We start from the raw sequence: 24,765 nt of genomic DNA, 5'->3' as shown, positions 1-24,765 counted from the left end.
GGCACTGGCTACCGATAGCCGGCGCTATGCTGTTTTACAAAACGGCAGGAGCTCTCCATAAGCCGTTGGACCCTCGTAGCAAAATACTGTTTAGCTATGGATACACTCCTGCCAGAAATAGCAAAACTCCAATAGTATCAAATCCAAAACGTGTGATTGATCATCCGGTAGGACTACCGGTTACAGGATAGAATAGCGGTCAGGATGGTATCGACTTATTTGTGCTGTTATAATAACCGCTATAGTCCAAAGATATCAATATCTTCGGACAAAACAAAGTGTTTGCGAAATTTATTCAACAATATATTTACAGGCTCCTGGTCCGGCCTCCGTCGATGGGCAGATTGATGCCGGTGATGTAGGATGCTGCCGGACTGGCGAGAAAAGCGACACCGGCGGCAATTTCGGAAGGTTCGGCGAAGCGGCCGACCGGGATCTCCCGGGCCATATCGGCGCTCATCGTTTCGGAGTCCAGATCCCGTTTTTCCGCATTGGCGTCGATGATCTCCTGCAGGCGACCGGTGCTGGTCATGCCCGGTAGTACGTTGTTGACGGTAATACCGAAGGGAGCCAGTTCGCCGGCCATGGTTTTGGCCCAGTTCGCCACTGCTCCCCGGATGGTATTGGATACGCCCAGGCCGGGGATCGGCTGCTTGACGGAAGTAGAGATGATGTTAATGATGCGTCCGTAGCCGGCGGCCTTCATGCCCTTGATCACCGACTGGGTCAGGATGTGGTTACAGATCAGGTGGTTGTGGAAAGCCTGCTGGAATTCGGCGACCTTGGCTTCCGTGATGGGTCCGCCCGCCGGTCCGCCGGTATTATTGATCAGGATATGGATGGTGCGACCGGAAACCAGACCCGTGATCTTTTTCTTCAGATCCTTACTATCGGTAAAATCAGCCTGGAGGAAATCGTGTTTCTGATCCTGGCTGTGGTCGAGCTCCTGTACCAGTTCGGTCATGATGGTCGCGCTCCGGGCAACCAGGGTAATATTGGCACCCAATTGGGCCAGGGCGACGGCGGTTGCCCGTCCGATACCTTTACTGCTGCCGCAAACCAGGGCGTTTTTACCGATTAGGCTGATGTCCATATTTGATCCGAAGTTTTGTAGAGTAGAAAATGTAGGGGATCAATATAAGATAAATTTTCCGTTTTGCTGCGGGAGCAGGTGAGCCGGAAGCAGCTAAGCATGACGGACTTGGTGATCAGCAATTCCTGGTGCGCGCCCCGGGCTACCGGCGCCGCCGGGCCGGATCGATTCGGTAATACCCCTTTCGGGGAACTACCGGGGAAATAATTGGCGTTTAGAAGGTTAAGCCGGACCCCGGAAGGCAATCCGCCGGACGAAACGGCGTTCAATTTTGAAAAGTCCGGTATGTGTTCTGACAAAAGGAAATTTGGGCTATATTTGCCCAGCTAATGTGAAAAGATTTTGGCAGACAGTTTAGTTATTATTCCTACTTACAACGAACGAGAGAATATCGTTCGAATGATTCGCACCGTCATGGGGCTGGAAAAAGACTTTCATTTACTGATCGTGGATGATGGTTCCCCCGATGGCACTGCCGACCTGGTAAAAGGCCTCCAACAAGAATTTCCCGATTCCCTCCACATCGTCGAACGCAGCGGAAAGCTGGGTTTGGGCACCGCTTACATCACCGGATTCCGCTGGGGGCTGGAACGCGAATACGAGTATATCTACGAAATGGATGCCGATTTTTCCCACAATCCCAACGATCTCCTGCGCCTCTACGCAGCCTGTAAAGAAGAAGGTGCGGACGTAGCCGTGGGATCGCGCTACGTCACCGGCGGCAAACTGGCCAACTGGCCCGCCGACCGGGTATTCCTTTCCATCGGAGCTTCTTTTTACGTTCGCATGATCACCTGGATGCCGGTAATGGATCCTACCGCCGGCTTCATCTGCTACCACCGTAAGGTACTGGAAACCATCGATCTCAGCAAGATCAAAGCCATCGGCTATGCCTTCCAGATCGAAATGAAATTCGCCGCCCGCTGTCTGGGTTTCAAGATCGTGGAAGTGCCCATCACTTTTACCGATCGGGTAGAGGGTGTTTCCAAAATGTCCAGCGGTATCATCAAGGAAGCCATCCTTGGCGTATTGCGCATGCGCTGGCGCAGCTTTTTCTCCAGCTACCAGGGCTGATCATTTGATCATTGGATGATCTAATGATCAGATCATCCAATCATCAGATCATCCCATCATCAATTCCCCCCTTCCCACCTTTTCCCACCATTTTTTTGAAAAAAAATTTCCCAGTCGGAAAATTTAAGTTTTACTCCCGGTCGACTGCGCTATGTGGTTGATTATCTGCTGCTTTCTCTTGGTTTTCCTGGAGGTCTGGCTGACTGCTTGTGGAGCACGGGGAGTATGAAATCCGGCCTGGGTTCACAAATAGCTTGCCTTTTGTTCACTATTTGTTGACAGGCGATTGAACTTTTTGGGAAAATGTGGAGTTGAACCCAAAAAAAAGTGGGTGAAAGTGGTAAAATGTGTCAAAATGTAATACATTTGAAAATCCATAAGTGTAAACCGTGGCATTTAGACAATTATTAGGCGAGTATGACTGCAAATTAGACGCCAAAGGGCGGATGCGGCTTCCCTCCGGACTGATCAACCAGCTCGGGGAAGGAGAGAAGCATACGCTGGTCATCAACCGCGGATTTGAAAAATGCCTGGTGTTGTATCCGGAAGATGTTTGGAAAAAGATTTCCGGAGAGATCGATGCACTGAATATTTACAACCGGAAAAACCGGAACTTTGCCCGGTACTTTTACCGGGGTGCACAGGAACTCACTATGGACAGCGCGGATCGTATTCTGCTGCCCAAGCGCTTGATGGAATACGCCGGAATTGAAAACGAAGTGATCCTTTCCGCCTACAACGGCCGGATTGAAGTATGGGCTCAGGATGAATACGATCAGATGATGGAAGACGAGCCGATGGACTTCTCGGATCTGGCGGATGAGGTACTCGGTAAGATCGGTCAAAACAGCGAAGAATGACCTACCATGTACCGGTAATGCCAAAAGAGTCGATCGAGGGATTGGCCATTGCGGAAGCGGGCGTTTTTGTAGACGCTACCTTCGGCGGCGGCGGACACTCCCGACTGATACTGGAAGCGCTGGGTGACAAAGGTCGCCTGTTGGGGTTCGATCAGGACCAGGACGCACTGGGAAACGTGCCGGAGGATGAACGCTTCACCTTCGTACAGCACAACTTCCGTTTTCTGCGTCGCTTTTTGAAATTATACGGTATCCGGCAAGTGGACGGCATCCTGGCCGATCTGGGGGTATCTTCCCACCAGTTGGACGAGGGAAGCCGCGGGTTCTCCTACCGCTTCGACCACGACCTGGATATGCGGATGAACCAGAATGACGGATCAACCGCCGCGGATGTGCTCAATACCTACCTGGAAGAGGATCTGGTTCGGATCTTCAGTGAGTACGGCGAGGTGCGCAATTCCAAGACCCTGGCGGCGGGCATCGTTCAGGCCCGGCAGGGGAAGAGCATTCGCAGTGTGGACGATTTTTTGTCGGCTATGGATCCCTTCGTGCGCGGCACCCGCTGGAAGTATCTGTCGCAGGTTTTTCAGGCGCTGCGTATCGAAGTGAACGATGAGATGGCGGCGCTGGAGGAATTTCTGGAGCAGAGCCTGGAAGTGCTTAAACCCGGCGGCCGTTTGGTGGTGATCTCCTACCACTCTTTGGAAGACCGGCTGGTGAAGAACTTTCTTCGGTCCGGAAACTTAAAAGGAGAACAGGAAAAAGATTTTTACGGCAATATTTACCGGCCGTTTAAAGTAATAACTAAGAAGGCATTATTGCCCCGCCCCGAAGAGATTGAAGTCAATCCGAGAGCCCGCAGCGCCAAGCTGAGGGTAGGGGAGAAAAAAAGTGAGGAATAAGCGGGGCCTGAGGCCCGGAACGGGTGATCATCCCGGAGCCCGTGTCCCACGCCCCCCACACCCTCTGCCTCCCGCAACTTAATTTAAAAATAGCAGTAAGCTATATATATAGGTGGTATGCAAATACCGGTAACCAAATATCATGGCCAAAAAGAAAACTACAGGATTTAAAGAAATAAGCCAGATGCCGGCCGAGTGGATACTCCGGAATCTGATCTTTATTGCTTTCCTGGGGTTTCTGGCGGTGATCTATATAGCCAACTCGCATTTGGCGGAACGCAATGTGCGGACCATACAGATGCTGGAAAAGGATATCAAGGAACTGCGGTGGTATTACATGTCACTGGAGTCCGAAAATATGTATAACAGCCTGCGCTCCGAAATTGCCGATAAGGTAAGGGGTGACGGCTTGCGTTTGCAACGGGGTAAACCCAAAAAAATCGTAGTGGACGACGAGGATGGACGTTAAAAATGAAGTTTTATACCGGGTGTATTTCCTGCTGTTTGGCTTGGTGATACCGGTAGCCGTCCTTCTGGTTTACCGAAGCATAACCATTGGTATCGTGGAAGGGGAGGAGTGGCGAAACCGCGCCTTACTGGAAAACGTGATCAAAGAACGAACGATTGAGGCCGAAAGAGGCAACATTCTGGCGGAAGACGGCAGCCTGCTGGCAACTTCCGTACCCATTTTTGACCTGTATTTCGATCCCTACGCCCCGAGCGATGAGGACTTTTTGGCCAATGTGGATTCGCTGGCCGTATCCATGGCCCGATACGTGGACAACAGCTACACCGTCGGTGGTTACCGCAAATACCTGATGGAATTGCGGGATACGGCGATCAACCGCAGCCGCCACGTACTGATCAAGCGGAAAGTCTCGTACAACGAGAAGCGCTTCATTCAGCAGTTTCCCTTGTTCAATCTCGGCCAGTTCCGCGGAGGTTTTATCCCGGAAAAGCGCAGTGAACGCGTACGTCCCTTCGGCCTGCTGGCCCGGAGAACGATCGGCTGGGTACTGGACGGTGCCACCCCGATCGGATTGGAAAGCAGCTTCGACGAAGAGTTGGGCGGCGAACCCGGCAAAGTGATGATGATCAACGTGGATCGCCGGCGGGACCTCTGGAAACCGATGGATGACCTGACCGCCGTCGAACCCCAGATCGGTGATGACGTCGTTACGACCCTGAACATCAACATTCAGGATATTGCCGAGGAAGCGCTCTTGCGCGGTATGCAGAAACACGATGCCCAATGGGGCACCGCTATAGTCATGGAGGTGAAGACCGGAGCGATCCGGGCCATCGCCAACATCGGCCGGAACAACGGTTCCTGGCTGGAAGATTACAACTACGGAATCGGAAAATCGACCGAACCCGGCTCTACTTTCAAACTGGCCTCAATGATGGCCATGCTGGAAGACGGCTTCGTCAAGCTGACCGACTCCGTGGACATTGAAAACGGACAGACCCAGTTCTACGACGTAACCATGGATGATTCCTCACCCATCAGTTACCGGCTGGATTCCATCAGTGCCTACGATGCTTTCATTATGTCCTCCAACGTGGGGATGGCCAAACTGGTCAATAAGCATTACGGTGAAAAGACCAGTGCCAATAATAAGCTGGGTGCAGAAGCTTTCATCAACCGGATGAAACAATTCAACCTGCACCTGCCGACGGGCATCGAGATCGAAGGGGAAGGTAAGCCGCTGATCAAAGAGGCCTACAGTACCGAAGATTACTGGAGTGGGATCACCCTGCCCTGGATGGCGATCGGTTACGAAACGAGACTGACCCCGCTGCAGATGTTGTCCTTCTACAATGCAGTTGCGAATAACGGGAGATTGATGAAACCCTATCTGGTACAGGAGATCCGCCGCTTCGGCGAACCCGTGGAGCATTTCCGCCCCACGGTAGCCAAGAAAAAGATCGCCGAACCGGAAACGATCTCAACCGTCAGGAAACTGCTCGAAGGCGTGATCGAAGAAGACCGGGGTACGGGCCATGATCTGCGGACGGATCGCTACCGCTTTGCCGGAAAGACCGGTACCGCGCAGGTTGATTACGAACGGGGATCCCGGGGTACCCGCGTCGGTGGGCACCAGGCTTCTTTTGCGGGCTATTTTCCCGCCGAAGATCCGCAGTACTCCTGTATCGTGGTGATCAACAAGCCGCGGCAGGGAGGTATTTACGGTGGGGATGTGGCCGGACCGGTCTTTCGCGAGATCGCCGACCAGTGCTTTTACTCCCTGATGGAGCTGCACCGCCCGATGAACGCCGGCCCGAAACCGGTTTACACCACGGCCACGCTGCCTTCGGGAGATATTGGCCGGGCGACGGACTTTCACCGGATCCTGGATCAGCTGGATATCCAATTTTACGGAGATCCCGCCACGGAGCTGGGCGTATTGTCCGCAAAATCAGACAGTCTGATGCTGTACCGCCGCACCATACTCGACGATCAGGTGCCGAATGTAGTGGGGCTGGGTTTGCGCGACGCCTTATACGTCCTGGAAAACCGGAAACTGAAGGTCGAATTCAACGGAGTGGGCAAAGTGGTGAAACAGTCCATACTTCCGGGAACGGCCCTGAGAGGCCAGACGATCTGGCTGGCTTTGGAATAATAATCGCCACCCCGGTTTTATCCGCCAGGCGGGGCGCACAAATAATTTACGGGAAAGAACATTTTTTCTGATCCCGAATCGAGAACTTCGCAGCTTTACGCCCAAGCGGTAAACCATTCAAGCGAAAAGCATGAAGCTGAAAGAAATAATTAAACACCTGAAACTGAAAGCAGTATCGGGAGATCTTGATAAACCGATCACCAGGGTAGATTTTGATTCCCGTAAAGTGCAGGCCGGCAGTCTGTTCGTAGCGGTAAGAGGTACCCAAACCGACGGACATCAATACGTTGACAAGGCTATTGCACTGGGTGCCACCGCCGTCATCGGCGAACAGCAACCTACCGATTTTCCTCCGGAAGTCACCTTTATTACCGTAGAGAACAGCCAGCATGCGCTGGGTATGGCGGCTACGGCCTTCTACGATCACCCTTCCCGTCAGCTGAAGCTGGTGGGGGTGACCGGTACGAACGGCAAAACCACCATGGTCAACCTGCTGTACCGGCTGTTTACCGATCTGGGATACCGGGTCGGCCTGCTGTCTACCGTAGGCAACCGCATCGGCGACGAGCAGCTGGCGGCCACGCATACCACACCGGATGCTGTGAGTATCAACGCACTGCTGGCGCAAATGGTAGACGCGGGCTGTGACTATGCCTTCATGGAGGTAAGTTCCCACGCCGTACACCAGGAGCGCATTGCCGGATTACAGTTTGTCGGGGCGGTATTTACCAATATCACCCACGATCATCTGGATTACCATGGCACCTTCCGGGCGTACATCGATGCGAAGAAGAAATTTTTCGACGATCTGCCAAAGGAGGCTTTTGCGCTGGTCAATGTGGATGATAAGCGGGGCATGGTCATGGTGCAGAACACCCGGGCTAAAGTACACCGTTTCAGCCTGCGGGGTCTGGCCGAATTCCGGGCCCGCATTCTGGAGAATTCTATCACCGGTTTGCAGATGGAACTGGATGGTCAGGAATTTTACGGACGGCTGGTCGGTACCTTCAATGCTTACAATCTGCTGGCCGTCTACGCCACCGCCGTATTGCTGGATCAGGACCGGATGGAGATCCTTACTCTGCTGAGCAATCTGACGGCCGCCGAAGGACGCATGGAATACCTGCGGCAGGCGGAAACGGGCGTTACCGCCATCGTGGATTACGCCCACACGCCGGATGCGCTGGAAAAAGTGCTGGAAACCCTGAATGACCTGCGGGAAGGCAGTACCCGCATCATCACGGTAGTGGGCTGCGGCGGGGATCGTGACCGGGCCAAACGGCCCAAAATGGCCAGGATCGCCTGCGATCTGAGCGACGAAGTGATCCTGACCTCCGATAACCCCCGTTCGGAAGATCCGAACGCCATTTTGGAGGAAATGGAAAGCGGGGTTCCGGCCGGCGCCAAATCAAAAGTGCTGAGTCTGGTAGACCGGAGAACTGCAATCAAAACCGCCGTAAAACTGGCCAGGCCGGGAGATCTGATCCTGGTAGCCGGTAAGGGGCACGAGAAATATCAGGAAATAAAGGGCGTAAAACACCCTTTTGACGATAAGGAAATTCTTAAAGAAGAGTTTCAAGGATAAAAGGCGAGCTTTTCTAATTTTGCGCTTTGTAACAAACTTTGAGATACACACATTATGCTAATTACATTCTTGGAGTGGTTCAGAGAAAATGTATGGGACTTTCCCGGCGCGGGATTGGTCAACTACATCACCTTTAGGGCCGGGCTCGCTGCGATACTTTCATTGGTCATTTCGATGATCTGGGGAGGTCGCGTTATCCGCTTTTTGAAAAAACGACAAATGGGAGAAACCGTCCGGGATCTCGGCCTGCAGGGCCAGAAAGCCAAGGAAGGGACCCCGACCATGGGCGGAGTGATCATCATTATGGCCATTCTCATCCCCTGCATACTGGTCTGCCGGCTGGATAATATCTACGTCATTATTATGATCATCTCCACATTGTGGATGGGTGTTATCGGTTTTGCCGACGACTATATAAAGGTGTTCCGCAAGGACAAACAGGGCCTCAAAGGCTATGTGAAGATTCTGGGACAGGTCGGACTGGGCCTCATCATCGCACTCACTATGCTCAATAACGACCAGATCGTGGTGCGTATGGATGTTTCAACGGCAAAGGAACTGGGACTGGAAGACCGCATTGTCGGACAGGTCGATCGCACGGAAAGAGATGGTGAATTGATCGAGGCAAAGGGAAATTATAAAGCCCTGATCACCAATGTACCGTTTACCAAGGGAAATCGCTTGGACTATCATAATCTCATTCCCCTGCCCAAGGAGCAATCCCGCAAATGGGTAGGGCTGTTATTCATCCCTCTGATCATTGTGATCGTCGCGGCCGTTTCCAACGGGGCCAATCTGACGGATGGCCTGGACGGACTGGCCACGGGAGTGTCCGGAATTGTGGGATTGACGCTGGCCGTTTTTGCCTACGTATCCAGTAACGCCATTGCGGCGGATTATCTGGGGATTACGCAACTACCGGGAACGCAGGAACTGACCATTTTTGCGGCCTGTTTTCTGGGAGCCTGTCTCGGATTCCTCTGGTACAACTCCTATCCGGCTACCGTCTTTATGGGCGATACCGGGAGTCTGACGATCGGAGGCATCATTGCGGCCATGGCGATCCTGCTGCGGAAGGAACTGTTGATCCCGTTCATTTGCGTGATCTTCCTGGCGGAAAACCTGTCGGTTATGATGCAGGTGGCCTACTTCAAGTATACGCGTAGAAAGTACGGTGAAGGAAGGCGGTTATTTTTAATGGCCCCGCTGCACCATCACTACCAGAAGAAAGGCGTACCCGAAACGAAGATCGTGACCCGATTCTGGATCGTCAGTATTCTGTTTGCGGTATTTACCATTTTGACCTTGAAAATCAGATAAATGCGAGTGGTAATTCTCGGGAGCGGTGAAAGTGGCGTCGGCGCAGCGATCCTGGCCCAAAAGCAAGAATTTACGGTGTTTGTTTCCGATCGAGGGAACATTCAGGAAAAATATAAAGCCGAACTGGAGTCCCGCGGTATTCCCTACGAGGAAGGCCGGCACACGGAGGAAAAGATCCTCTCGGCGGACGAAGTGGTCAAAAGCCCGGGTATACCCGACACGGTACCCCTGGTGCAGCAACTGCTTCGGCAGGGCACTCCGGTGATCTCGGAAATTGAATTTGCGGCCCGCTATTCCCGCGGCACCTTTATCGGTATCACGGGCAGTAACGGAAAAACGACCACCAGCACCCTGAGCTGGCATCTGCTGAAGGGCGGCGGATTGGACGTTACGCTGGCCGGTAATGTCGGCAGAAGTTTTGCCTGGCAGGTTGCAGAAGCGGATACGCCCTATTACGTGCTGGAGCTGAGCAGCTTTCAGCTGGACGGTATCCGGGCATTTCGGCCAAAAGTGGCCATGTTGCTGAATATCACACCGGACCATCTGGACCGGTACGACTATAAATTTGAAAACTATATCCGGTCGAAGTTCCGGATCGGCCTCAACCAGGAGCCATCGGATCATTTCCTCTACAACGGAGATGACCCGAATATCGGGCAGTACCTGGAAGAACTGGCCGGCCCGGCGCAGCGGATCGCTATCGACCGGGAGCAGATCGAAGGATCGCTCTTAAAAATTGACAATCATCAATACGATCTGGCGCCCACGGCGCTGCGCGGTCGGCACAACGCGATGAACGCGCTGTTCGCGATCCGGCTGGCGCGACTTTTCGGTATCGATCCGGAAGTCATTCAGGCGGGCCTGGAAAGTTTTGAGGCAGTTGAACACCGGCTGGAAAGGGTAGCGATCATCGATGGTGTGGAATACATCAACGATAGCAAAGCGACCAATGTGGATGCCGTTTTCTACGCGCTGGAAGCCATGGAACGCCCGGTAATATGGGTGGTCGGCGGCCAGGATAAGGGCAACGATTACGAACCCCTCCTGCCGCTGGTGCGAGACAAAGTGAAAGGCATCGTTTGCATGGGCGTCGACAACAGTAAGATCATTGCCGCTTTCGGCGCGCTGGACAAACCGACGGTAGAAACCGGTTCGGCGAGCGAAGCGGTACAAGCGGCAGCGGAAATGAGCGGGGAAGGAGATATCGTTCTGCTTTCTCCGGCCTGCGCCAGTTTTGACCTGTTTAAAAATTATGTAGAACGGGGGCGCCTGTTCAAACAGGCCGTATTAGAACTGCAATAGCGAATCAATAGGGTAGGGACCGATGAAGATCCGTCACTACCACCCAAAATAAACCATTGTGACACCGGAAAAGTGTCAACATCGCGTCCGACCTGCGGTCGGAGCAACAACGTGAGAAAATGTCGAATATCGCAGCACGGATCTATGCAGAGTTGAAGGGAGACAAGGCCATTTGGTCGGTGATGGTCCTGCTGGGGATATTTTCCATACTGGCCGTTTACAGTGCTACCGGCTCCCTGGCCTACCAACAGGACGGGAACACCGAATTCTATCTGTTCAAGCACTCCGGCCTGCTGGCAGTAGGTTTTCTGCTGGCTTATCTGGGGCATTTGATCCACTACATGAAATACAACCGCTGGGCTCCGGTGCTGCTGGCACTATCGATCCCACTGTTGATGATCACGATATTTTACGGCGCCGAGATCAATGACGCCAGACGCTGGATAAAGATCCCGTATACGTCTTTGACATTTCAGACTTCCGATCTGGCTAAACTGGCTCTGATCCTGTATGTAGCCCGCTCCCTGACCTCAAAGCAGGATTACATCAAGGATTTCAACAGTGCCTTTTTGCCGATCATCATGCCGGTACTGATCATTTGTTGCCTGATCGCACCTTCGGATCTGTCGACGGCCATCATGCTTTTTCTGACCTGTGTCTTCATGATGTTCGTGGGTCGGGTGTCCCTGCAATACATCGGTTTACTGCTCTTTCTGGGAGTGGTGTCTTTTGCCCTGTTGTATGCACTCGGGGGCTTTTATCCGGATCTGATCCGATCGACGACCTGGGTCAATCGCTTTCGCGAATTCATGGACGGACCCGATCAGATCTACCAGGTCATTCAGGCGAAAATGGCCATTGCCAACGGGGAGTGGTTCGGAATGGGGCCCGGTAACAGTATTCAGCGGAATTTTCTGCCGATGTCCTCTTCGGATTTTATCTACGCCATCATCGTGGAAGAATATGGGATCATCGGTGGCGCGTTCCTGATCTTTCTCTACGTGTTCCTGTTTTTCCGGGTGACACGGATGGTAACCAAAAGTCCGAAAGCCTTCGGTGCGATGGTGGCCATGGGATTGAGTATACTGCTGGTCACGCAGGCCTTTTTGAACATTGCCGTTGCCGTCAATCTGGTACCGGTAACGGGACTGACCCTGCCGATGATCAGTCAGGGCGGTACTTCGATCATCTTTACCTGTATCGCCTTCGGGATCATCCTGAGTGTGAGCAAGTACATCGATGCGAGCACCGGTTAACCAAAAGAAAAAAAGTAGTGTCCGTGGTGAGCGCACCGCACCGCTACAACATAATATATGGCAAATCGAATCATCATCAGCGGCGGAGGAACGGGAGGACATACCTTCCCGGCGATCGCCATTGCCGATGCGATAAAGGAAAAAGAGCCGGAAACAGAAATTCTGTTTGTCGGAGCGAAAGGAAAGATGGAAATGGAAAAAGTGCCCAAAGCGGGCTATCCCATCAAAGGATTGTGGATAAGCGGTTTCCATCGAAAATTGACATTGCGGAATTTAATGTTTCCTCTGAAGCTGCTGACCAGCATGCTGAAGGCCTGGAGTATCATTCGCGATTTCCGGCCGGATGCAGCGGTAGGGGTTGGCGGTTTTGCCAGCGGACCGGTACTGGATGTCGCCAGCCGGATGGGTATACCCGCTCTGATCCAGGAACAGAACTCCTACGCCGGAGCGACGAACCGGATCCTGAGCGGTAAGGTCAATCGCATTTGTGTGGCCTACGATCACATGGAGCGATACTTTCCCGCTGATAAACTGGTACTGACGGGAAATCCCGTGCGCAAGGACATGCTGCGGGAACAGCCCAGTCGGGAAGAAGGAGCGGCCCATTTTGGATTCAATCCCAACCAGCCGATCCTGTTCATTTTCGGAGGCAGTCTGGGAGCCAAATCCATCAACGAGGCCATGGCGGCCAACAGCGCGATCCTGGCGGACAAACCGGAGATCCAGGTACTGTGGCAGATGGGGAGTCTCTACGTGGAAGATTTCGGCGATTGCGCGACGGCCCAACTGGAAAATGTGCGGGCCGAGGCCTTTATCGACCGGATGGATATGGCCTACGCCATGGCGGATCTGGTGATCTGCCGGGCCGGCGCCCTGACCATCTCGGAACTGGCCCAGCTGGGACAACCGGCGATGCTGATCCCCTCGCCGAACGTGGCGGAGGATCATCAGACCAAAAATGCGATGGCACTGGTGGAAAAAAACGCCGGGGTGCTGCTGCCGGATCCCGAAGCAAAAGAACGGATCATCACCCGCGCCATGAGCCTGCTGGCCCAACCGGAAACGCTGGAACAGCTCGGCAAAAATATCCGGACCATGGCCCGGCCGGATGCAGCCGCCCGGATCGCAGCGGAGGTATTGCAGCTAATTGAGAAAAAAGGTGGACGATAGGCCTTAGCGCGGATCGCACCATCAACCATAAAGAGCATTGGAAGCACTTGAATTAACAACTATAAAAAAAGCCTACTTCGTAGGTATCGGTGGGATCGGGATGAGTGCCATTGCCCGTTATTTCCACAAGCGCGGAGTGGCCGTTTCCGGCTACGATAAAACCGCAACCACCCTGACCAGAAAGCTGGAACAGGAAGGCATGAAAATTCACTACACAGAAGATGTTTCCGCTATACCGGAGGGGATCGATCTGGTGGTTTACACCCCGGCCGTTCCGGCTAACCACGCGGAGTTACAGCATTTTCGGAAGTTGGGTTTTCCTTTGAAAAAAAGAGCAGAAGTGCTCGGGATCATCAGCCGAAGCATGCGGACCATCGCTATTGCGGGTACGCACGGCAAAACGACCACATCCAGCATGGTCGCCCATGTACTGCAGACCGGAGGCATCGACTGTACCGCCTTTTTGGGGGGTATTGCCGGTAATTTCGACTCGAATTACGTACTGGGGCAAAGTGAATGGATGGTCGTGGAAGCTGATGAATACGACCGGTCCTTTTTGCACCTGTCGCCCGATAAGGCAGTGATCACTTCCATGGATCCGGATCATCTGGATATTTACGGAGATGCGGCGTCGATCCTGGAAACAGGATTCCTGGCGTTTGCCCGCCGGCTGAAACCGGGCGGGCAGTTGTGGGTGCAGCACCGATTCACCGGTGAATTCGGGGATTTTCCGGAAGTGATGAGCTACGGCCTGGACGGCGGCAATTACCGCAGCGAGAACCTGCGGGTGGAAAACGGCTTTTTCACTTTTGATTACCGGAGTCCGCAGGCGCACCTGAAGGGCCTGGAACTGGCCCTGCCCGGCGCGCATAATGTTGAAAACGCCACGGCTGCCATTACCATTGGTCTGGAGTTGGGATTAAGTGAAGATGCTATCCGGCGGGCACTGCGAAATTTTAAAGGTGTGAAGCGGCGTTTTGAAACCATCTTCCGGGACGGTCAACGGGTGTATATCGATGATTATGCCCACCATCCTTCGGAATTGCGCGCGGCTATAGCGGCCGCCCGGATGTTGTATCCGGGTCGAAAACTGACGGGGATCTTTCAACCGCATCTATACTCGCGGACGCAAGATTTTGCGGACGGTTTTGCCGATGCCCTGAGCGCCCTGGATGAGATCATCCTGCTCGATATCTACCCGGCCCGGGAAGCGCCGATACCGGGAGTGAGCTCGGAACTGATCTTTGATCAGATTGATAATCCGGCAAAAGAGCTGGTCACCAAAAGCGAGCTGATGAGCCTGCTGGCCGGTAAAAGCCCGGAAGTACTGCTGACCCTCGGGGCCGGAGATATAGACACCTTTGTGGAGCCGATCGCCGATTGGCTGAAAGGGGAATAGAGAAAAAATAGAACGTTAGGATTCGGATCGTATCCGGTCCGACGACTCAATAGCGAAACTAAATGATGCTAAAACAAAAACATATCCGACAGTTGCGAACCCTCGGTTATCTGACCGTGGGGCTGCTGGGTATTTTGTTGATCATCTCGGCGGTAGAGCGAAAAGGGGAGAACCGGGTAGTGGACGTACTGGTGGATGTTGAAAAACTACCGGACGGCAGCATCCTGATCAAAAAGGAAGACATTCTGCTGGCCATTGACCGGAGTTTCGGTTACCCGCTGAATTCCATTCCCGTAAGGGAAGTGAATATGGAACGCCTCGAAAGAGTGCTGGAAGAAGACCCTTTCGTGCTGGATGCCGAAGCGTATATAGATGCCAAAAATCAACTGTCCATCCGGGTCGTACAACGCGAACCGGTGGTACGGGTGATCGATAATAACGGATTGAATTATTATATGGATGATACCGGGGTGAAGATGAAGACCTCCCAACACGCTTCGCCCCACGTACTGGTGCTCACGGGGAATATCCCTCCGCATACGACCGATTTCCTGGAGCCCAAGAAAGAACATTTACTGAAAGACCTGTTCTATCTGGCGCAGACCATCCGGGAAGACAGCTTCCTGGAACCGATGATCGAACAGATCCATGTCAGTAACCGGAATGAAGTGACCCTGGTGCCCAAGATCGGCAATCAGAAGATCTTTTTCGGTCGCCTGCGCGATCGGGAAGATAAGTTAAGACGGTTGAAGATATTTTACGATGAAGCAGCTCCTTACGAGGGTTGGCGAAAGTACCGCTCCATCGATCTGCGCTACGACGGCCAGGTCGTTGGAAAACGATAAAATAACTTTTTGTATAGTAAAAGTTAGATGGATAAAAATTTTAAACAATAATTTGTATTTTACAGCACCTAGTGAATGAAGAACTACACAAAATGCGAATATAAGTGAAAGGGAAAGTTGGTGTAAGTTTTTGACAGACAGTGACTTGTTTTTTGCTTTGATTTCAATTTTCGTTTCATCCGCTAAACTCCGAAGGGACCACCATGAACTAGCCCGGGAGCCAAAACCGACAAACTATGGATTATAAATCTTCAAACTCAGAACTCGTTGTTGCTCTAGACATTGGAACGACCAAGGTGTGCGCTATTGCCGGGCGTCGAAACCAACACGGTAAATTAGAAATTGTCGGTTTCGGTAAAGTGGATAGTGAAGGGGTACTGCGCGGCGTGGTTTCCAATATTGAGAAAACCGTTAAAGCCATTGCCGATGCCTCCAATATTGCCAAGCGCAAATCGGGCAAAGACATAAAGACCGTGCACGTTGGTATTGCGGGGCAGCACATTAAAAGCCTGCAACATCGCGGTATCCTGACGCGTGATAATGATATTACCGAGATCTCAGAGCGCGATATCAATCGCCTCATGAGCGATATGCATAAACTGGTGTTGCCTCCGGGCGACAAGATCCTGCACGTCATCCCCCAGGAATATACGGTGGATAACGAACAGGGGATCACCGATCCGATCGGTATGTCCGGGGTGCGGCTGGAAGCCAACTTCCACATCATCACCGGCCAGATCACCGCTTCCAATAACATTCACCGTTGTGTGGAACGTACCGGACTGCGGGTGGCCAACATGACGCTGGAACCCATCGCTTCGGCCGCCGCGGTACTGAGTGAAGAGGAAAAAGAAGCCGGCGTAGCCCTGGTGGACATCGGTGGCGGTACCACGGATATCACCATCTTTCACGACGGTATCATCCGGCACACGGCCGTGATCCCCTTCGGTGGCAACGTGATCACCAAGGATATCAAGGAAGGATGCCACGTAATGGTGCAGCAGGCCGAGAAACTGAAAGTGAAATTCGGTTCTGCTCTGTCGGAAGAAGTATACGACAACCGCATCATCACCATCCCCGGACTGAAAGGCCGGGAGCCGCGTGAGATCAGCGAAAAGAACCTGGCCCGCATCATTCAGGCCCGGGCCGAGGAGATCCTGGACTATGTAGTCTGGGAGATCAAACGTTCCGGCTACGCCGATAAACTGATCGGCGGGATCGTACTGACGGGCGGCGGTGCCCTGCTGAACCACATGGATAAGCTGACCGAGTACCACACGGGGATGAGTACCCGCACGGGGATCCCGGTGGAACATCTGGCCCACGGCTACCACGAGCAGTTGAGCAGTCCGATCTACGCTACGGCCGTCGGTCTGTTGCTGAAAGGCATCGACGATGTGGAATCCGGCAAAGTGCAGGTGGCCGAACCGGAGGAAGAAAAACCGGTTGAGGAAAAAGAAACCGTTGCCGCCGAAGCGGATGGTAATAAATGGTACGAGCAACTGTTCCGCAAGACCAAAGAGTGGTTTGAAGCCGAACCGGATGCCGAATTCTAATTAGGTGATCGTTATTCGGTGCCGGACGATCCGGTCACCCGATAACGCACACTGTGAACTTAAAATTTATTCTCTTGAACATCATAGACCCTTTGGATGCACATTTACTGATACTAATGATCCGGAGCGACCGGTTTGACAGCGCTCATCCAAACGGTTTTTTGACAAAAACCAGCAGTTATGGTATTTGATTTGCCAAAAGACGAAAGTCCTATCATCAAGGTTATTGGAGTAGGCGGCGGCGGTAGCAATGCCGTGACGCACATGTACAAACAGGGTATTGTAGGGGTAGATTTTGCCATTTGCAATACGGACGCCCAGGCCATGGAAATGAGCCCGGTGCCCACCCGGATCCATCTGGGGCCTGATCTGACAGAAGGGCGTGGCGCCGGATCCAAACCTAATATCGGTAAACTGGCTTGCGAGGAGTCTATCGATGAAGTGAGAAAATATCTGGAAAACAACTGCCGCATGTTGTTCATCACGGCGGGTATGGGAGGTGGTACCGGTACCGGTGCGGCTCCTATTATCGCCAAGGCCGCCAAGGAGATGGACGTGCTGACGGTAGGTATCGTGACTTTGCCCTTCACCTTCGAGGGGCGCCGCCGGACCAACCAAGGTATGGAAGGCCTGCTGGAACTGAAAAAGCACGTGGATACACTCATCGTGATCTCCAATGATAAACTGCGCCAGATCCACGGTAATCTTTCGCTGACGGATGCTTTCTGCCAGGCGGATAATATCCTGACCACAGCGGCCAAAGGGATCGCGGAGATCATTACCGTTCCGGGTTATGTGAACGTGGACTTCGAGGACGTCAATACCGTGATGCGCGACAGTGGTGTGGCCATTATGGGTACGGCATCGGCCGAAGGGGAAGACCGCGCCCGCCGGGCGGTGGACGAAGCCCTGCACTCGCCGCTGCTGGAAGATAACGATATCCGCGGAGCCCAGCACATCCTGCTGAACATTACTTCCGGTACCCGGGAGGTGACGATGGATGAGATCTTCGAGATCACCGAATTCGTACAGGAGGAAGCCGGCTACGGAACGGACCTGATCTGGGGTAACTGCTTCGACGAAACCCTGGGCGATAAGATCAGTGTGACGGTCATCGCTACCGGTTTTGAGCGCCACAAATTCACCCAGAAGAAAACCGGCGAAGACCGCGTGGTGGTATCTCTGGACGACGATGAACCCAATGCGCGCCCCGAAAAAAAAACGGGTCTCGCTGACATAGGATACGAAGAAGACAGAACACCTAGCGCTCAAACATTTGACTTTGAAGACGTTAGAGCAAAAGTGGATAAAAACCCGTCAATGCGTTATTCTTACGAAGAACCTTACGTACCGCCCAGCAACCGCGATCAGATCGAGGAGGAGCGCCGCCGTCAGGCCGAGCGCGATGCCAAACGCCGGGAGCGTCAGCGGAGTATGGGACTCAAACTGAATAACCCGCATACGGTGAACGAACTGGAAAACGAACCGGCATTTCTGCGCCGGGGAGTGAACCTGGATAAGGTGCCGAACTCCGAAGAGCCGGCCCTGTCCAAATGGACGATCTCGGATGATGATCAACCGGAGATCCGGGAGGGAAATTCTTTTCTCCACGACAATGTAGATTAACGACCAGCTTGGGGTAACCTAACCGCAACTGTTGGCCATAAAATAAGGCCTGGGTCCGAATTCAATTCGGTCTCAGGCCTTTTCTTTTTTTATCTCCTTCAGCGGGCTCAGCTCAGGCTGTGCTTAGCGTAGTGGGCCATAGCCCGGCTCAGGAATTGGGCGAATTCCGGTTGCGGTTGCCCGCCTACCATCGTAAACCTTTCGTCGTTTACATACAGTTGCCCAAGTCCCGCGTAGGCTTCCGCCTGGGGATCATCGGAATTGGCGGTACCCCAAAATTGCCGGATGATCCGGTAGTGGCGGGCGATCTCGGCCTGCACCACCGCGCTTTCCGGCGGCCGGTCCATCAGGCGGAAAAGCGTGGCGGTATTTTCTTTCGCCTCGGCCTGGAGGGCGGCAAAACCATCCTTGCCCATTTTCATCAGCGCCCGTTCGGATCGTTCCACTTCCTTTTTGCCGTATTTTTTGATAGCGCCTTCCCGGTATTCCTTAGCGGTATCCGGGTGGAGGCCTTCGTACAATTCTTCTGGTTTTTCCATGACATTTCCTTTTTTAATTTGATCAATGGTATGGTCCAGCGTGGTAAGCAGTTGGTCGATCCGGTGCTTTCGGGCGCGAAGGTTAACCTTATGGGACTCCAGCGCTTCCAGCAGATCAAACGTGGGATCATCGAGGATCTCACCGATCTCCCGGAGCGGGAAACCCAATTCGCGATAAAAGAGGATCTGCTGCAGCCTCAGCAATTCGGGCGCTTCGTAGCGGCGATACCGGGCTTCGGTACGTTCCGCCGGTCGGAGCAGTCCGATCTTGTCGTAGTGGTGTAAGGTGCGCACACTCACACCGGACAATTTCGCAAGTTGTTTAACTGAATAGGAGGCCATACAACGGCTTACTTTAGTGAACGGTACAAAGCTAGGCTATGACGTAAGGTAAGAGTCAAGCGTTTTTTTGAGTTTTTTAAAAAAAATTAAAAATAGCTCCGGAACATCAAACCCAGCCTAAGGAAAATGATCAGAAGCAAACCAAAATTCATCCGATAGCAATGAGTTGATTCTCTAACGAATGCATCCCACCCCAACACTACAACACCCCAACACTGCAACACCCCAACACCCTCAACACAAAAACATCACATCAACACCCCCTTCTTCGCCTCAATACCCGGCGGCAGATCGGTTTCACCGAGCATTTCCCGCAAATCGATCTCGATCACCCGGCAGAGGGACAGCATAGGAATATCGTTGGCCATACCCTGAAAGGGATTTTCGGAATAATCGCCCACGATCTCCATCACCACGTACACCCAACCCACCAGGGCCGTGATGGGGATGGAGAGCCAGAAGCCCCAGTCTTCGTATTTCATCAATTCCGGGATCATACTAAACGGCAGCAGGAAGATGAAGATCCCGACGAATACCCGGCTCATATTGGCGTATTGCCGGGGGAGTGGGAATTTTTTGATTCGTTCGCATTTTCCCTGATGTTCGTAGAAGTGGTAAAGGGTCTTGTTCAGCTCTACGTGCCGGAAATCGTCAATGAGGTTCCTTTTCCGGAGCCCGGTGAGATCCCGCGACTGTTCGTTGATGATCTGGGTGGCCGTATTGACGTTGTTGATCAGGCGGTCGTATTCTTCTTCCGGGATCAACATTTTAAGTTCCATTTGGGTGACCTCATCGTTTACCAAGCCTACGCCGAAGTATTCCTGGTAGTAAGCGGCCGTCCGACCCAGCAGCCCGCCCTGACTGATGTGCTCCCAGGGCGTAGGTACCAGCAACTGACTTCTCAGGGCGTACAACCAGGCGATGTGCCGGTAGATCAGGCGCTGTTTGATACGCTGCAGTTCGGTTTCCGCCGGTTTTTCGACCGCGAACTGATCGCTGATGTATCCGTCAACATACATGCCCCAGGCGCGGCTGCTGTTGACGATAGCGCCCCAGATCTTACGGGCTTCCCACATGCGGTCGTAAGCGCTGTTGTTCTTAAAACCCACATAGAAAGCCACTGCCGTACCGATGACCGACATAGGTAGCCAGGGAATACTGTAGTGGAGATAATCAAAACGGTACAAAAAGGCAAAAACCGTGGCTCCGGCGAGCAGCCAGACCATATGGTGGCCGGTCCAGCGAAAAACTCTACCTAAGGAAATACTTCTTTTTACGATCATCTGTTCAAGATATTTCAGGTGTGTAAATTAGAGTGTGTTTCGGATGCGGAGTTAACTGGCCGTGCTGCCAGGTGTATTGAATGTAGGATTTTTGGAATTCAGCATATCCAGGACGTTCGAGTTTCTACGCTCGACTTTTGCATTTTCAGTGATTGGGATTCCGTGCCCACGCAAAGCTGTGATCTAATTTTAAAAGGTACTATCCTAAACCGGATGGCTTAAAATCGCTCTTTGAATTCGCCGTCTCATTTGATGGCGGAATGCCATTTTATCTCCAGGGCGATGCCCTTCCCCGATCGGATTCCAATCATGCAGCTACAGATATTTCAGGGCGATACCCTTATCCATGCCAGCAGCGTAGCTGCGAAAATATTGGTTGATCAATAAGGGGTTTTACATTGAAGGGCGTAGCCCTGGCCATGTATTAATTTGGAATGTCCGTTTCCCTATTCTATTTACCGAACGCAACATAAAATGCTAAAGTCGAGCTAAATATGCCGACTTCAACCCACCCACCACTTCTCCACCTGGTTTTCCGTGATCAGATACGGTTTACCCAGTTGCGGCAGGGTTAGCGGGAGGCCATGCTCCGTCGCCGCCCGGTGGAAACGTTCTACGGGATCCGTCCAGGTATGCGGAGCAAGGGAAAATCCACCCCAGTGCACCGGCATCACTTTCCGGGCTCCGGCATCCATTGCGGCCTGGATGCTTTCTTCGGGAAACAGGTGGATCAGGGCCCAGTGCTCATTGTATTGCCCGCATTCCATGAAGGCAAAATCAAAGGGGCCAAGGCGGTCGCCGATCTCCTTAAAGTGCGAGCCATAGCCACCGTCTCCGCTGAACCAGATGTTTTCGCTGGCCGTTCGGAATACCCAGCCTCCCCAGAGCGACTTCGCTCTATCGGTTAGCCCACGGCCGGAAAAATGCCGGGTTGGCGTGAAAGTTACGGAGATATCCCTGAAATCCCGTTTTTCCCACCAGTCAAATTCCACGATGCGATCGGGATCGATACCCCAATGTACCAGGTGTCTTTTCACGCCCAGGGCCACAAAATAATTTTTCGTTTTCGACTGCAGCCGTTTGATACTGGCGAAATCCAGATGATCGTAGTGATCGTGGGTGAGCAGGAGCAAATCTATTTCAGGAAATTCATCGATCAGCTCCAGGGTATTGCTGGAAAAGCGCCGGGTGGGAAAGGGAGCGATCGGCGAGGCGTTGGGGCCCAACATAGGATCGATAAGGATGGTCCGGTTCGAAAGACGCAGTAAGAGTGCCGAGTGCCCGTACCAGATGAAACGGGCGGATTCCGATGGGCTCAAAAAATGCGGTCGGTTGAAATTCGTTAGCGGTAGGGGCGCAGCGGGTTCCCGGGCCGCCCGGTTGGTCAGTTGCTGGTAGATGATGCCCGGTATTTTATACAGGCTGATGTCCATATCGGTAAATTCCAGGTTTTGAAATTTGCCATCTTGCCAGTTATCGGATTGCTGGTATCTGTCAATCAGCGTCTTGGTGGGTTTACCACCGAATTGTTTCGATCTCATTTTGGGTGCTTTTAAGCCGGTAAAATTTCCCGTCTTTTTCGAAGAGCGATCGGGATTATACAAATTTAGGGGCAAAATTGCTCCGGCTCGCACACAAATCACCGTTGGATATACACAAATTCCGGTTTTTACCGGAGCATGAGGGTAGATGGCGGGGTTACAAATGAGATACTGTCGTTATCTCTATATACGCCGGACAATCCTGAACAACACTTAACAAGCGGCTAATTTTAAGCTTCAACAAAATGTGCATCATGAGAACACCATTTTATTACTTGCTTTTTATTTTACTCATCCAAAATTTTCCTGCTAATAGTCAATCATTTTATTTTGGCAATGACCTCTCTTACGTCAACGAGATGGAAGATTGCGGAGTAGTCTATAAGGAAGGCAATGAACCCAAAGATCCCTACGCCATTTTTGCCGACCACGGTTCCAACCTGGTCCGGCTTCGCCTCTGGCATACGCCCGCCTGGTACGATGATCTGAACGAAAGTAGTCGATATTCCGATCTGGCGGACGTCAAACGGAGCATCACGCGCGCCCGGGCTGCAGGCATGGATGTTCTGCTGGATTTTCACCTTTCCGATAATTGGGCGGACCCCGGCAAACAACTGGTGCCCGCGGCCTGGTTGCCGGTAGTGGATGATCTGCCGCTCCTGCAGGACTCCTTATATAATTATGTTTACAGTACGCTGGCGGAACTGAAAGCCGAGGGATTGTTGCCGGAACTGGTGCAGATCGGCAATGAGACCAATAAAGGCATCCTGCTCTCTCCCGAAGATAATGCAACCTATACGCTGGAATGGGACCGTAATGCGGCCCTGTTCAATACGGGGATCCGGGCGGTGCGGGACCTGGAAGCCGCTACCGGCGATTCCATTCAAGTGGTTATTCACGCGGCCGGACCGGATAACGCCGATTGGATCTTCGATGCCTTTATCAATAATGGCGTGACGGATTTCGATATCATGGGGATCTCCTACTACTGGGCCTGGCACAAACCTACAACCATCGACGAGACCGGAACCATCATCCGGGAACTGCGTGAGCAACACCCCGGCTACGAGGTGATGATCATGGAAACCGGCTACCTCTGGACCACTGAGGCCAACGATCAGGCGAACAACATCATCAGCGAAACGGACCCCAATTATGACCCGGTGAGCCCGGAAAGCCAGAAAGCATGGCTGATCGATCTGACCCAATCAGTGCTGGAGAACGGTGGCCTCGGCGTGATCTACTGGGAACCGGCCTGGGTATCCTCCTCCTGTTCTACGCAGTGGGGGCAGGGCTCCCACCAGGAACACGCTACCTTTTTTGATTTTGACTACAATTTGCTGGAGAATGGAGGTATTGCCTGGATGGAATATCCTTACGTAGGCCTGACAGATGTGCGGGAGACCGGGAACGAAGCGACGGATATCAGCGTTTCGGTGGATTCTCTGGAACGACGAATAAGGGTAAATTACCGGGGACTGGAAGCGGGCGTCGCCAGGGTCCGACTGAGCAGTAATGACGGTCGGATGTTATTCCAGCAGGAATTCAGGCCGCAGACCGGAGAGGGGAGATACCAGCTGTCACTTCCGGCTATCAATCTAAGTACGGGCATCTACCGGGTCACCGTATACCAGGGTTCCAAACTGATCAAAACCGTCTCTCTGGTCTGGAAATAAATTTTTTTGAGAATTAGGGGTAACGTTTTTCGGGCTCAGGACATATAAAGACGATGGTTGCGAAAATAATTTTACCAAAAACCGAAAATGCAAACGAACACGTATGTATATCGGAGGGTTTAGAAAGCAAACATCATCAGAGAGGAGAAAGCTCCTTAAAGTTTTTAAAACTTCTTAAGAAATATTAACAAATGTTTAAATAAAGTCCCTGCAACATACGGGGGCAAAACAGAGTTCTTAAGATGTACAATTTAACCAAACAATCCTATACCTTAAAACATATCCAAGATGAACACCCGGAAAATTAAACTTGCACTTACGGTCGGCCTGCTGAACAACAGCAACTCCAGCAATGTTTTGAACAAGATCCGCGAAATGATGTCCACTTTTAAGGAAGCTGGCGCTTATATCGGATCGCAACTGATCGGAAAAGATGTGCTTAACCCCGCCATCGTACGCCGCTCATACGCAATCAAATTCGAACACTGCATCGTAGACCTGGAACTGGTGGCTAATCCACATACGAACAGCCAGCACGTACAAGGCTTCCGACTGAGAAACCGGTAGAGATTACCGTCCTTAGCAAGTAAATTTTCCGTCAAGATAAAGACCCCGGAAAACCATGAAAACTAGTTAAATTAAAGACCTCAGGAGACCTCAGTCCTTTATACCCCAAAACAATCTGATGAACATATAACCCCCAACCAAATCGCCAAACACAATAATCCCGATCTTTCCACTGTGGAATTTCGGGGTTTTTTTTTGCCCATTT

The 24,765-nt window shown here is 52.3% G+C and carries 21 protein-coding genes; 17 read left to right on the top strand and 4 right to left on the bottom strand.

Annotation, left to right across the window (positions count from 1 at the left end; all coding sequences use genetic code 11):
• Positions 1-307: 307 nt before the first annotated feature.
• The gene (locus tag CRP01_RS17045; protein ID WP_099151284.1) at positions 308-1,093 is read right to left on the bottom strand and encodes an SDR family oxidoreductase; all 786 of its coding nucleotides are present in this window, start codon (positions 1,091-1,093) and stop codon (positions 308-310) included.
• Between the two features lie 63 nt (positions 1,094-1,156).
• Between CRP01_RS17045 and CRP01_RS42330 the strand changes: the two genes are divergently transcribed.
• The 15 genes from CRP01_RS42330 (at position 1,157) to ftsZ (ending at position 18,612) form a co-directional block, all read left to right on the top strand.
• The gene (locus tag CRP01_RS42330) at positions 1,157-1,300 is read left to right on the top strand and encodes a hypothetical protein (protein WP_170110411.1); all 144 of its coding nucleotides are present in this window, start codon (positions 1,157-1,159) and stop codon (positions 1,298-1,300) included.
• Between the two features lie 135 nt (positions 1,301-1,435).
• Positions 1,436-2,167 carry a polyprenol monophosphomannose synthase gene (locus tag CRP01_RS17040; protein ID WP_099151283.1) on the top strand — a complete coding sequence of 244 codons (732 nt, stop codon included), beginning with the start codon at positions 1,436-1,438 and terminating at the stop codon, positions 2,165-2,167.
• 389 nt (positions 2,168-2,556) lie between these two features.
• Positions 2,557-3,027, top strand: a complete 471-nt coding sequence (gene mraZ, locus CRP01_RS17035) for a division/cell wall cluster transcriptional repressor MraZ (RefSeq protein ID WP_099151282.1) — start codon at positions 2,557-2,559, stop codon at positions 3,025-3,027.
• Entirely contained in the window at positions 3,024-3,929 is a 906-nt protein-coding gene (gene rsmH / locus CRP01_RS17030; protein WP_099151281.1) for a 16S rRNA (cytosine(1402)-N(4))-methyltransferase RsmH, read from the top strand. Before mraZ ends, rsmH begins: the two co-directional genes overlap by 4 nt.
• 142 nt (positions 3,930-4,071) lie before the next feature.
• The gene (locus CRP01_RS17025) at positions 4,072-4,398 is read left to right on the top strand and encodes an FtsL-like putative cell division protein (protein WP_099151280.1); all 327 of its coding nucleotides are present in this window, start codon (positions 4,072-4,074) and stop codon (positions 4,396-4,398) included.
• Entirely contained in the window at positions 4,388-6,553 is a 2,166-nt protein-coding gene (locus tag CRP01_RS17020) for a penicillin-binding protein (protein WP_099151279.1), read from the top strand. Before CRP01_RS17025 ends, CRP01_RS17020 begins: the two co-directional genes overlap by 11 nt.
• A 130-nt stretch (positions 6,554-6,683) precedes the next feature.
• The gene (locus tag CRP01_RS17015; RefSeq protein WP_099151278.1) at positions 6,684-8,138 is read left to right on the top strand and encodes a UDP-N-acetylmuramoyl-L-alanyl-D-glutamate--2,6-diaminopimelate ligase; all 1,455 of its coding nucleotides are present in this window, start codon (positions 6,684-6,686) and stop codon (positions 8,136-8,138) included.
• A gap of 54 nt (positions 8,139-8,192) precedes the next feature.
• Entirely contained in the window at positions 8,193-9,458 is a 1,266-nt protein-coding gene (gene mraY / locus CRP01_RS17010) for a phospho-N-acetylmuramoyl-pentapeptide-transferase (RefSeq protein WP_099151277.1), read from the top strand.
• Positions 9,459-10,760, top strand: a complete 1,302-nt coding sequence (gene murD / locus CRP01_RS17005) for a UDP-N-acetylmuramoyl-L-alanine--D-glutamate ligase (protein ID WP_099151276.1) — start codon at positions 9,459-9,461, stop codon at positions 10,758-10,760.
• A gap of 119 nt (positions 10,761-10,879) precedes the next feature.
• Entirely contained in the window at positions 10,880-12,016 is a 1,137-nt protein-coding gene (locus CRP01_RS17000) for an FtsW/RodA/SpoVE family cell cycle protein (RefSeq protein WP_099151275.1), read from the top strand.
• Positions 12,017-12,073: 57 nt separating this feature from the next.
• Positions 12,074-13,186, top strand: a complete 1,113-nt coding sequence (gene murG / locus CRP01_RS16995) for an undecaprenyldiphospho-muramoylpentapeptide beta-N-acetylglucosaminyltransferase (RefSeq protein WP_099151274.1) — start codon at positions 12,074-12,076, stop codon at positions 13,184-13,186.
• A 37-nt stretch (positions 13,187-13,223) separates the two neighbouring features.
• The gene (gene murC / locus CRP01_RS16990) at positions 13,224-14,585 is read left to right on the top strand and encodes a UDP-N-acetylmuramate--L-alanine ligase (RefSeq protein WP_185154569.1); all 1,362 of its coding nucleotides are present in this window, start codon (positions 13,224-13,226) and stop codon (positions 14,583-14,585) included.
• 62 nt (positions 14,586-14,647) lie between these two features.
• Positions 14,648-15,430: a cell division protein FtsQ/DivIB gene (locus CRP01_RS16985; protein WP_099151273.1), complete on the top strand. Its 783-nt coding sequence runs from the start codon at positions 14,648-14,650 to the stop codon at positions 15,428-15,430.
• Between the two features lie 236 nt (positions 15,431-15,666).
• Positions 15,667-16,986 (top strand): cell division protein FtsA, encoded by a 1,320-nt coding sequence (gene ftsA, locus CRP01_RS16980; protein WP_099151272.1) that lies wholly within the window; start codon positions 15,667-15,669, stop codon positions 16,984-16,986.
• Between the two features lie 180 nt (positions 16,987-17,166).
• Positions 17,167-18,612, top strand: a complete 1,446-nt coding sequence (gene ftsZ / locus CRP01_RS16975) for a cell division protein FtsZ (protein WP_099151271.1) — start codon at positions 17,167-17,169, stop codon at positions 18,610-18,612.
• 107 nt (positions 18,613-18,719) lie between these two features.
• Here ftsZ and CRP01_RS16970 read toward each other — a convergent pair whose 3' ends face one another.
• From CRP01_RS16970 to CRP01_RS16960, 3 genes are all read right to left on the bottom strand, one after another.
• Positions 18,720-19,493 carry a MerR family transcriptional regulator gene (locus CRP01_RS16970; protein ID WP_099151270.1) on the bottom strand — a complete coding sequence of 258 codons (774 nt, stop codon included), beginning with the start codon at positions 19,491-19,493 and terminating at the stop codon, positions 18,720-18,722.
• 248 nt (positions 19,494-19,741) lie between these two features.
• Complete coding sequence (locus CRP01_RS16965) at positions 19,742-20,776, bottom strand: bestrophin family protein (RefSeq protein ID WP_099151269.1); 1,035 nt, start codon at positions 20,774-20,776, stop codon at positions 19,742-19,744.
• Between the two features lie 503 nt (positions 20,777-21,279).
• Positions 21,280-22,317: an MBL fold metallo-hydrolase gene (locus CRP01_RS16960; RefSeq protein WP_099151444.1), complete on the bottom strand. Its 1,038-nt coding sequence runs from the start codon at positions 22,315-22,317 to the stop codon at positions 21,280-21,282.
• A 254-nt stretch (positions 22,318-22,571) separates the two neighbouring features.
• On the opposite strand from CRP01_RS16960, the gene CRP01_RS16955 reads away from it, so the two are divergent.
• Together CRP01_RS16955 and CRP01_RS16950 are read left to right on the top strand one after the other, a co-directional pair.
• Positions 22,572-23,993: a glycoside hydrolase family 53 protein gene (locus tag CRP01_RS16955; RefSeq protein ID WP_170110410.1), complete on the top strand. Its 1,422-nt coding sequence runs from the start codon at positions 22,572-22,574 to the stop codon at positions 23,991-23,993.
• Between the two features lie 288 nt (positions 23,994-24,281).
• Entirely contained in the window at positions 24,282-24,560 is a 279-nt protein-coding gene (locus CRP01_RS16950) for a hypothetical protein (RefSeq protein ID WP_099151267.1), read from the top strand.
• The last annotated feature ends 205 nt before the right edge of the window (positions 24,561-24,765 follow it).

This window comes from Flavilitoribacter nigricans DSM 23189 = NBRC 102662 (assembly GCF_002646595.1).
GTDB classification, from domain to species: Bacteria; Bacteroidota; Bacteroidia; order Chitinophagales; family Saprospiraceae; genus Flavilitoribacter; species Flavilitoribacter nigricans.
Note: the sequence above shows the minus strand (reverse complement) of the source record. Positions and strands in the feature narration are given on the sequence as shown.

Bases quoted from the DNA above. Each gene is read 5' to 3' on its own strand.
- CRP01_RS16985 (WP_099151273.1), top strand. From the start codon at position 14,648: ATGATGCTAAAACAAAAACATATCCGACAGTTGCGAACCCTCGGTTAT.
- mraY (WP_099151277.1), top strand. From the start codon at position 8,193: ATGCTAATTACATTCTTGGAGTGGTTCAGAGAAAATGTATGGGACTTT.
- murD (WP_099151276.1), top strand. From the start codon at position 9,459: ATGCGAGTGGTAATTCTCGGGAGCGGTGAAAGTGGCGTCGGCGCAGCG.
- CRP01_RS17020 (WP_099151279.1), top strand. From the start codon at position 4,388: ATGGACGTTAAAAATGAAGTTTTATACCGGGTGTATTTCCTGCTGTTT.
- CRP01_RS16950 (WP_099151267.1), top strand. From the start codon at position 24,282: ATGAACACCCGGAAAATTAAACTTGCACTTACGGTCGGCCTGCTGAAC.
- CRP01_RS16955 (WP_170110410.1), top strand. From the start codon at position 22,572: ATGAGAACACCATTTTATTACTTGCTTTTTATTTTACTCATCCAAAAT.
- CRP01_RS16970 (WP_099151270.1), bottom strand. From the start codon at position 19,493: ATGGCCTCCTATTCAGTTAAACAACTTGCGAAATTGTCCGGTGTGAGT.
- murG (WP_099151274.1), top strand. From the start codon at position 12,074: ATGGCAAATCGAATCATCATCAGCGGCGGAGGAACGGGAGGACATACC.
- ftsZ (WP_099151271.1), top strand. From the start codon at position 17,167: ATGGTATTTGATTTGCCAAAAGACGAAAGTCCTATCATCAAGGTTATT.
- ftsA (WP_099151272.1), top strand. From the start codon at position 15,667: ATGGATTATAAATCTTCAAACTCAGAACTCGTTGTTGCTCTAGACATT.
- CRP01_RS16960 (WP_099151444.1), bottom strand. From the start codon at position 22,317: ATGAGATCGAAACAATTCGGTGGTAAACCCACCAAGACGCTGATTGAC.
- CRP01_RS17015 (WP_099151278.1), top strand. From the start codon at position 6,684: ATGAAGCTGAAAGAAATAATTAAACACCTGAAACTGAAAGCAGTATCG.
- CRP01_RS17045 (WP_099151284.1), bottom strand. From the start codon at position 1,093: ATGGACATCAGCCTAATCGGTAAAAACGCCCTGGTTTGCGGCAGCAGT.
- rsmH (WP_099151281.1), top strand. From the start codon at position 3,024: ATGACCTACCATGTACCGGTAATGCCAAAAGAGTCGATCGAGGGATTG.
- CRP01_RS17000 (WP_099151275.1), top strand. From the start codon at position 10,880: ATGTCGAATATCGCAGCACGGATCTATGCAGAGTTGAAGGGAGACAAG.
- CRP01_RS17025 (WP_099151280.1), top strand. From the start codon at position 4,072: ATGGCCAAAAAGAAAACTACAGGATTTAAAGAAATAAGCCAGATGCCG.
- CRP01_RS16965 (WP_099151269.1), bottom strand. From the start codon at position 20,776: ATGATCGTAAAAAGAAGTATTTCCTTAGGTAGAGTTTTTCGCTGGACC.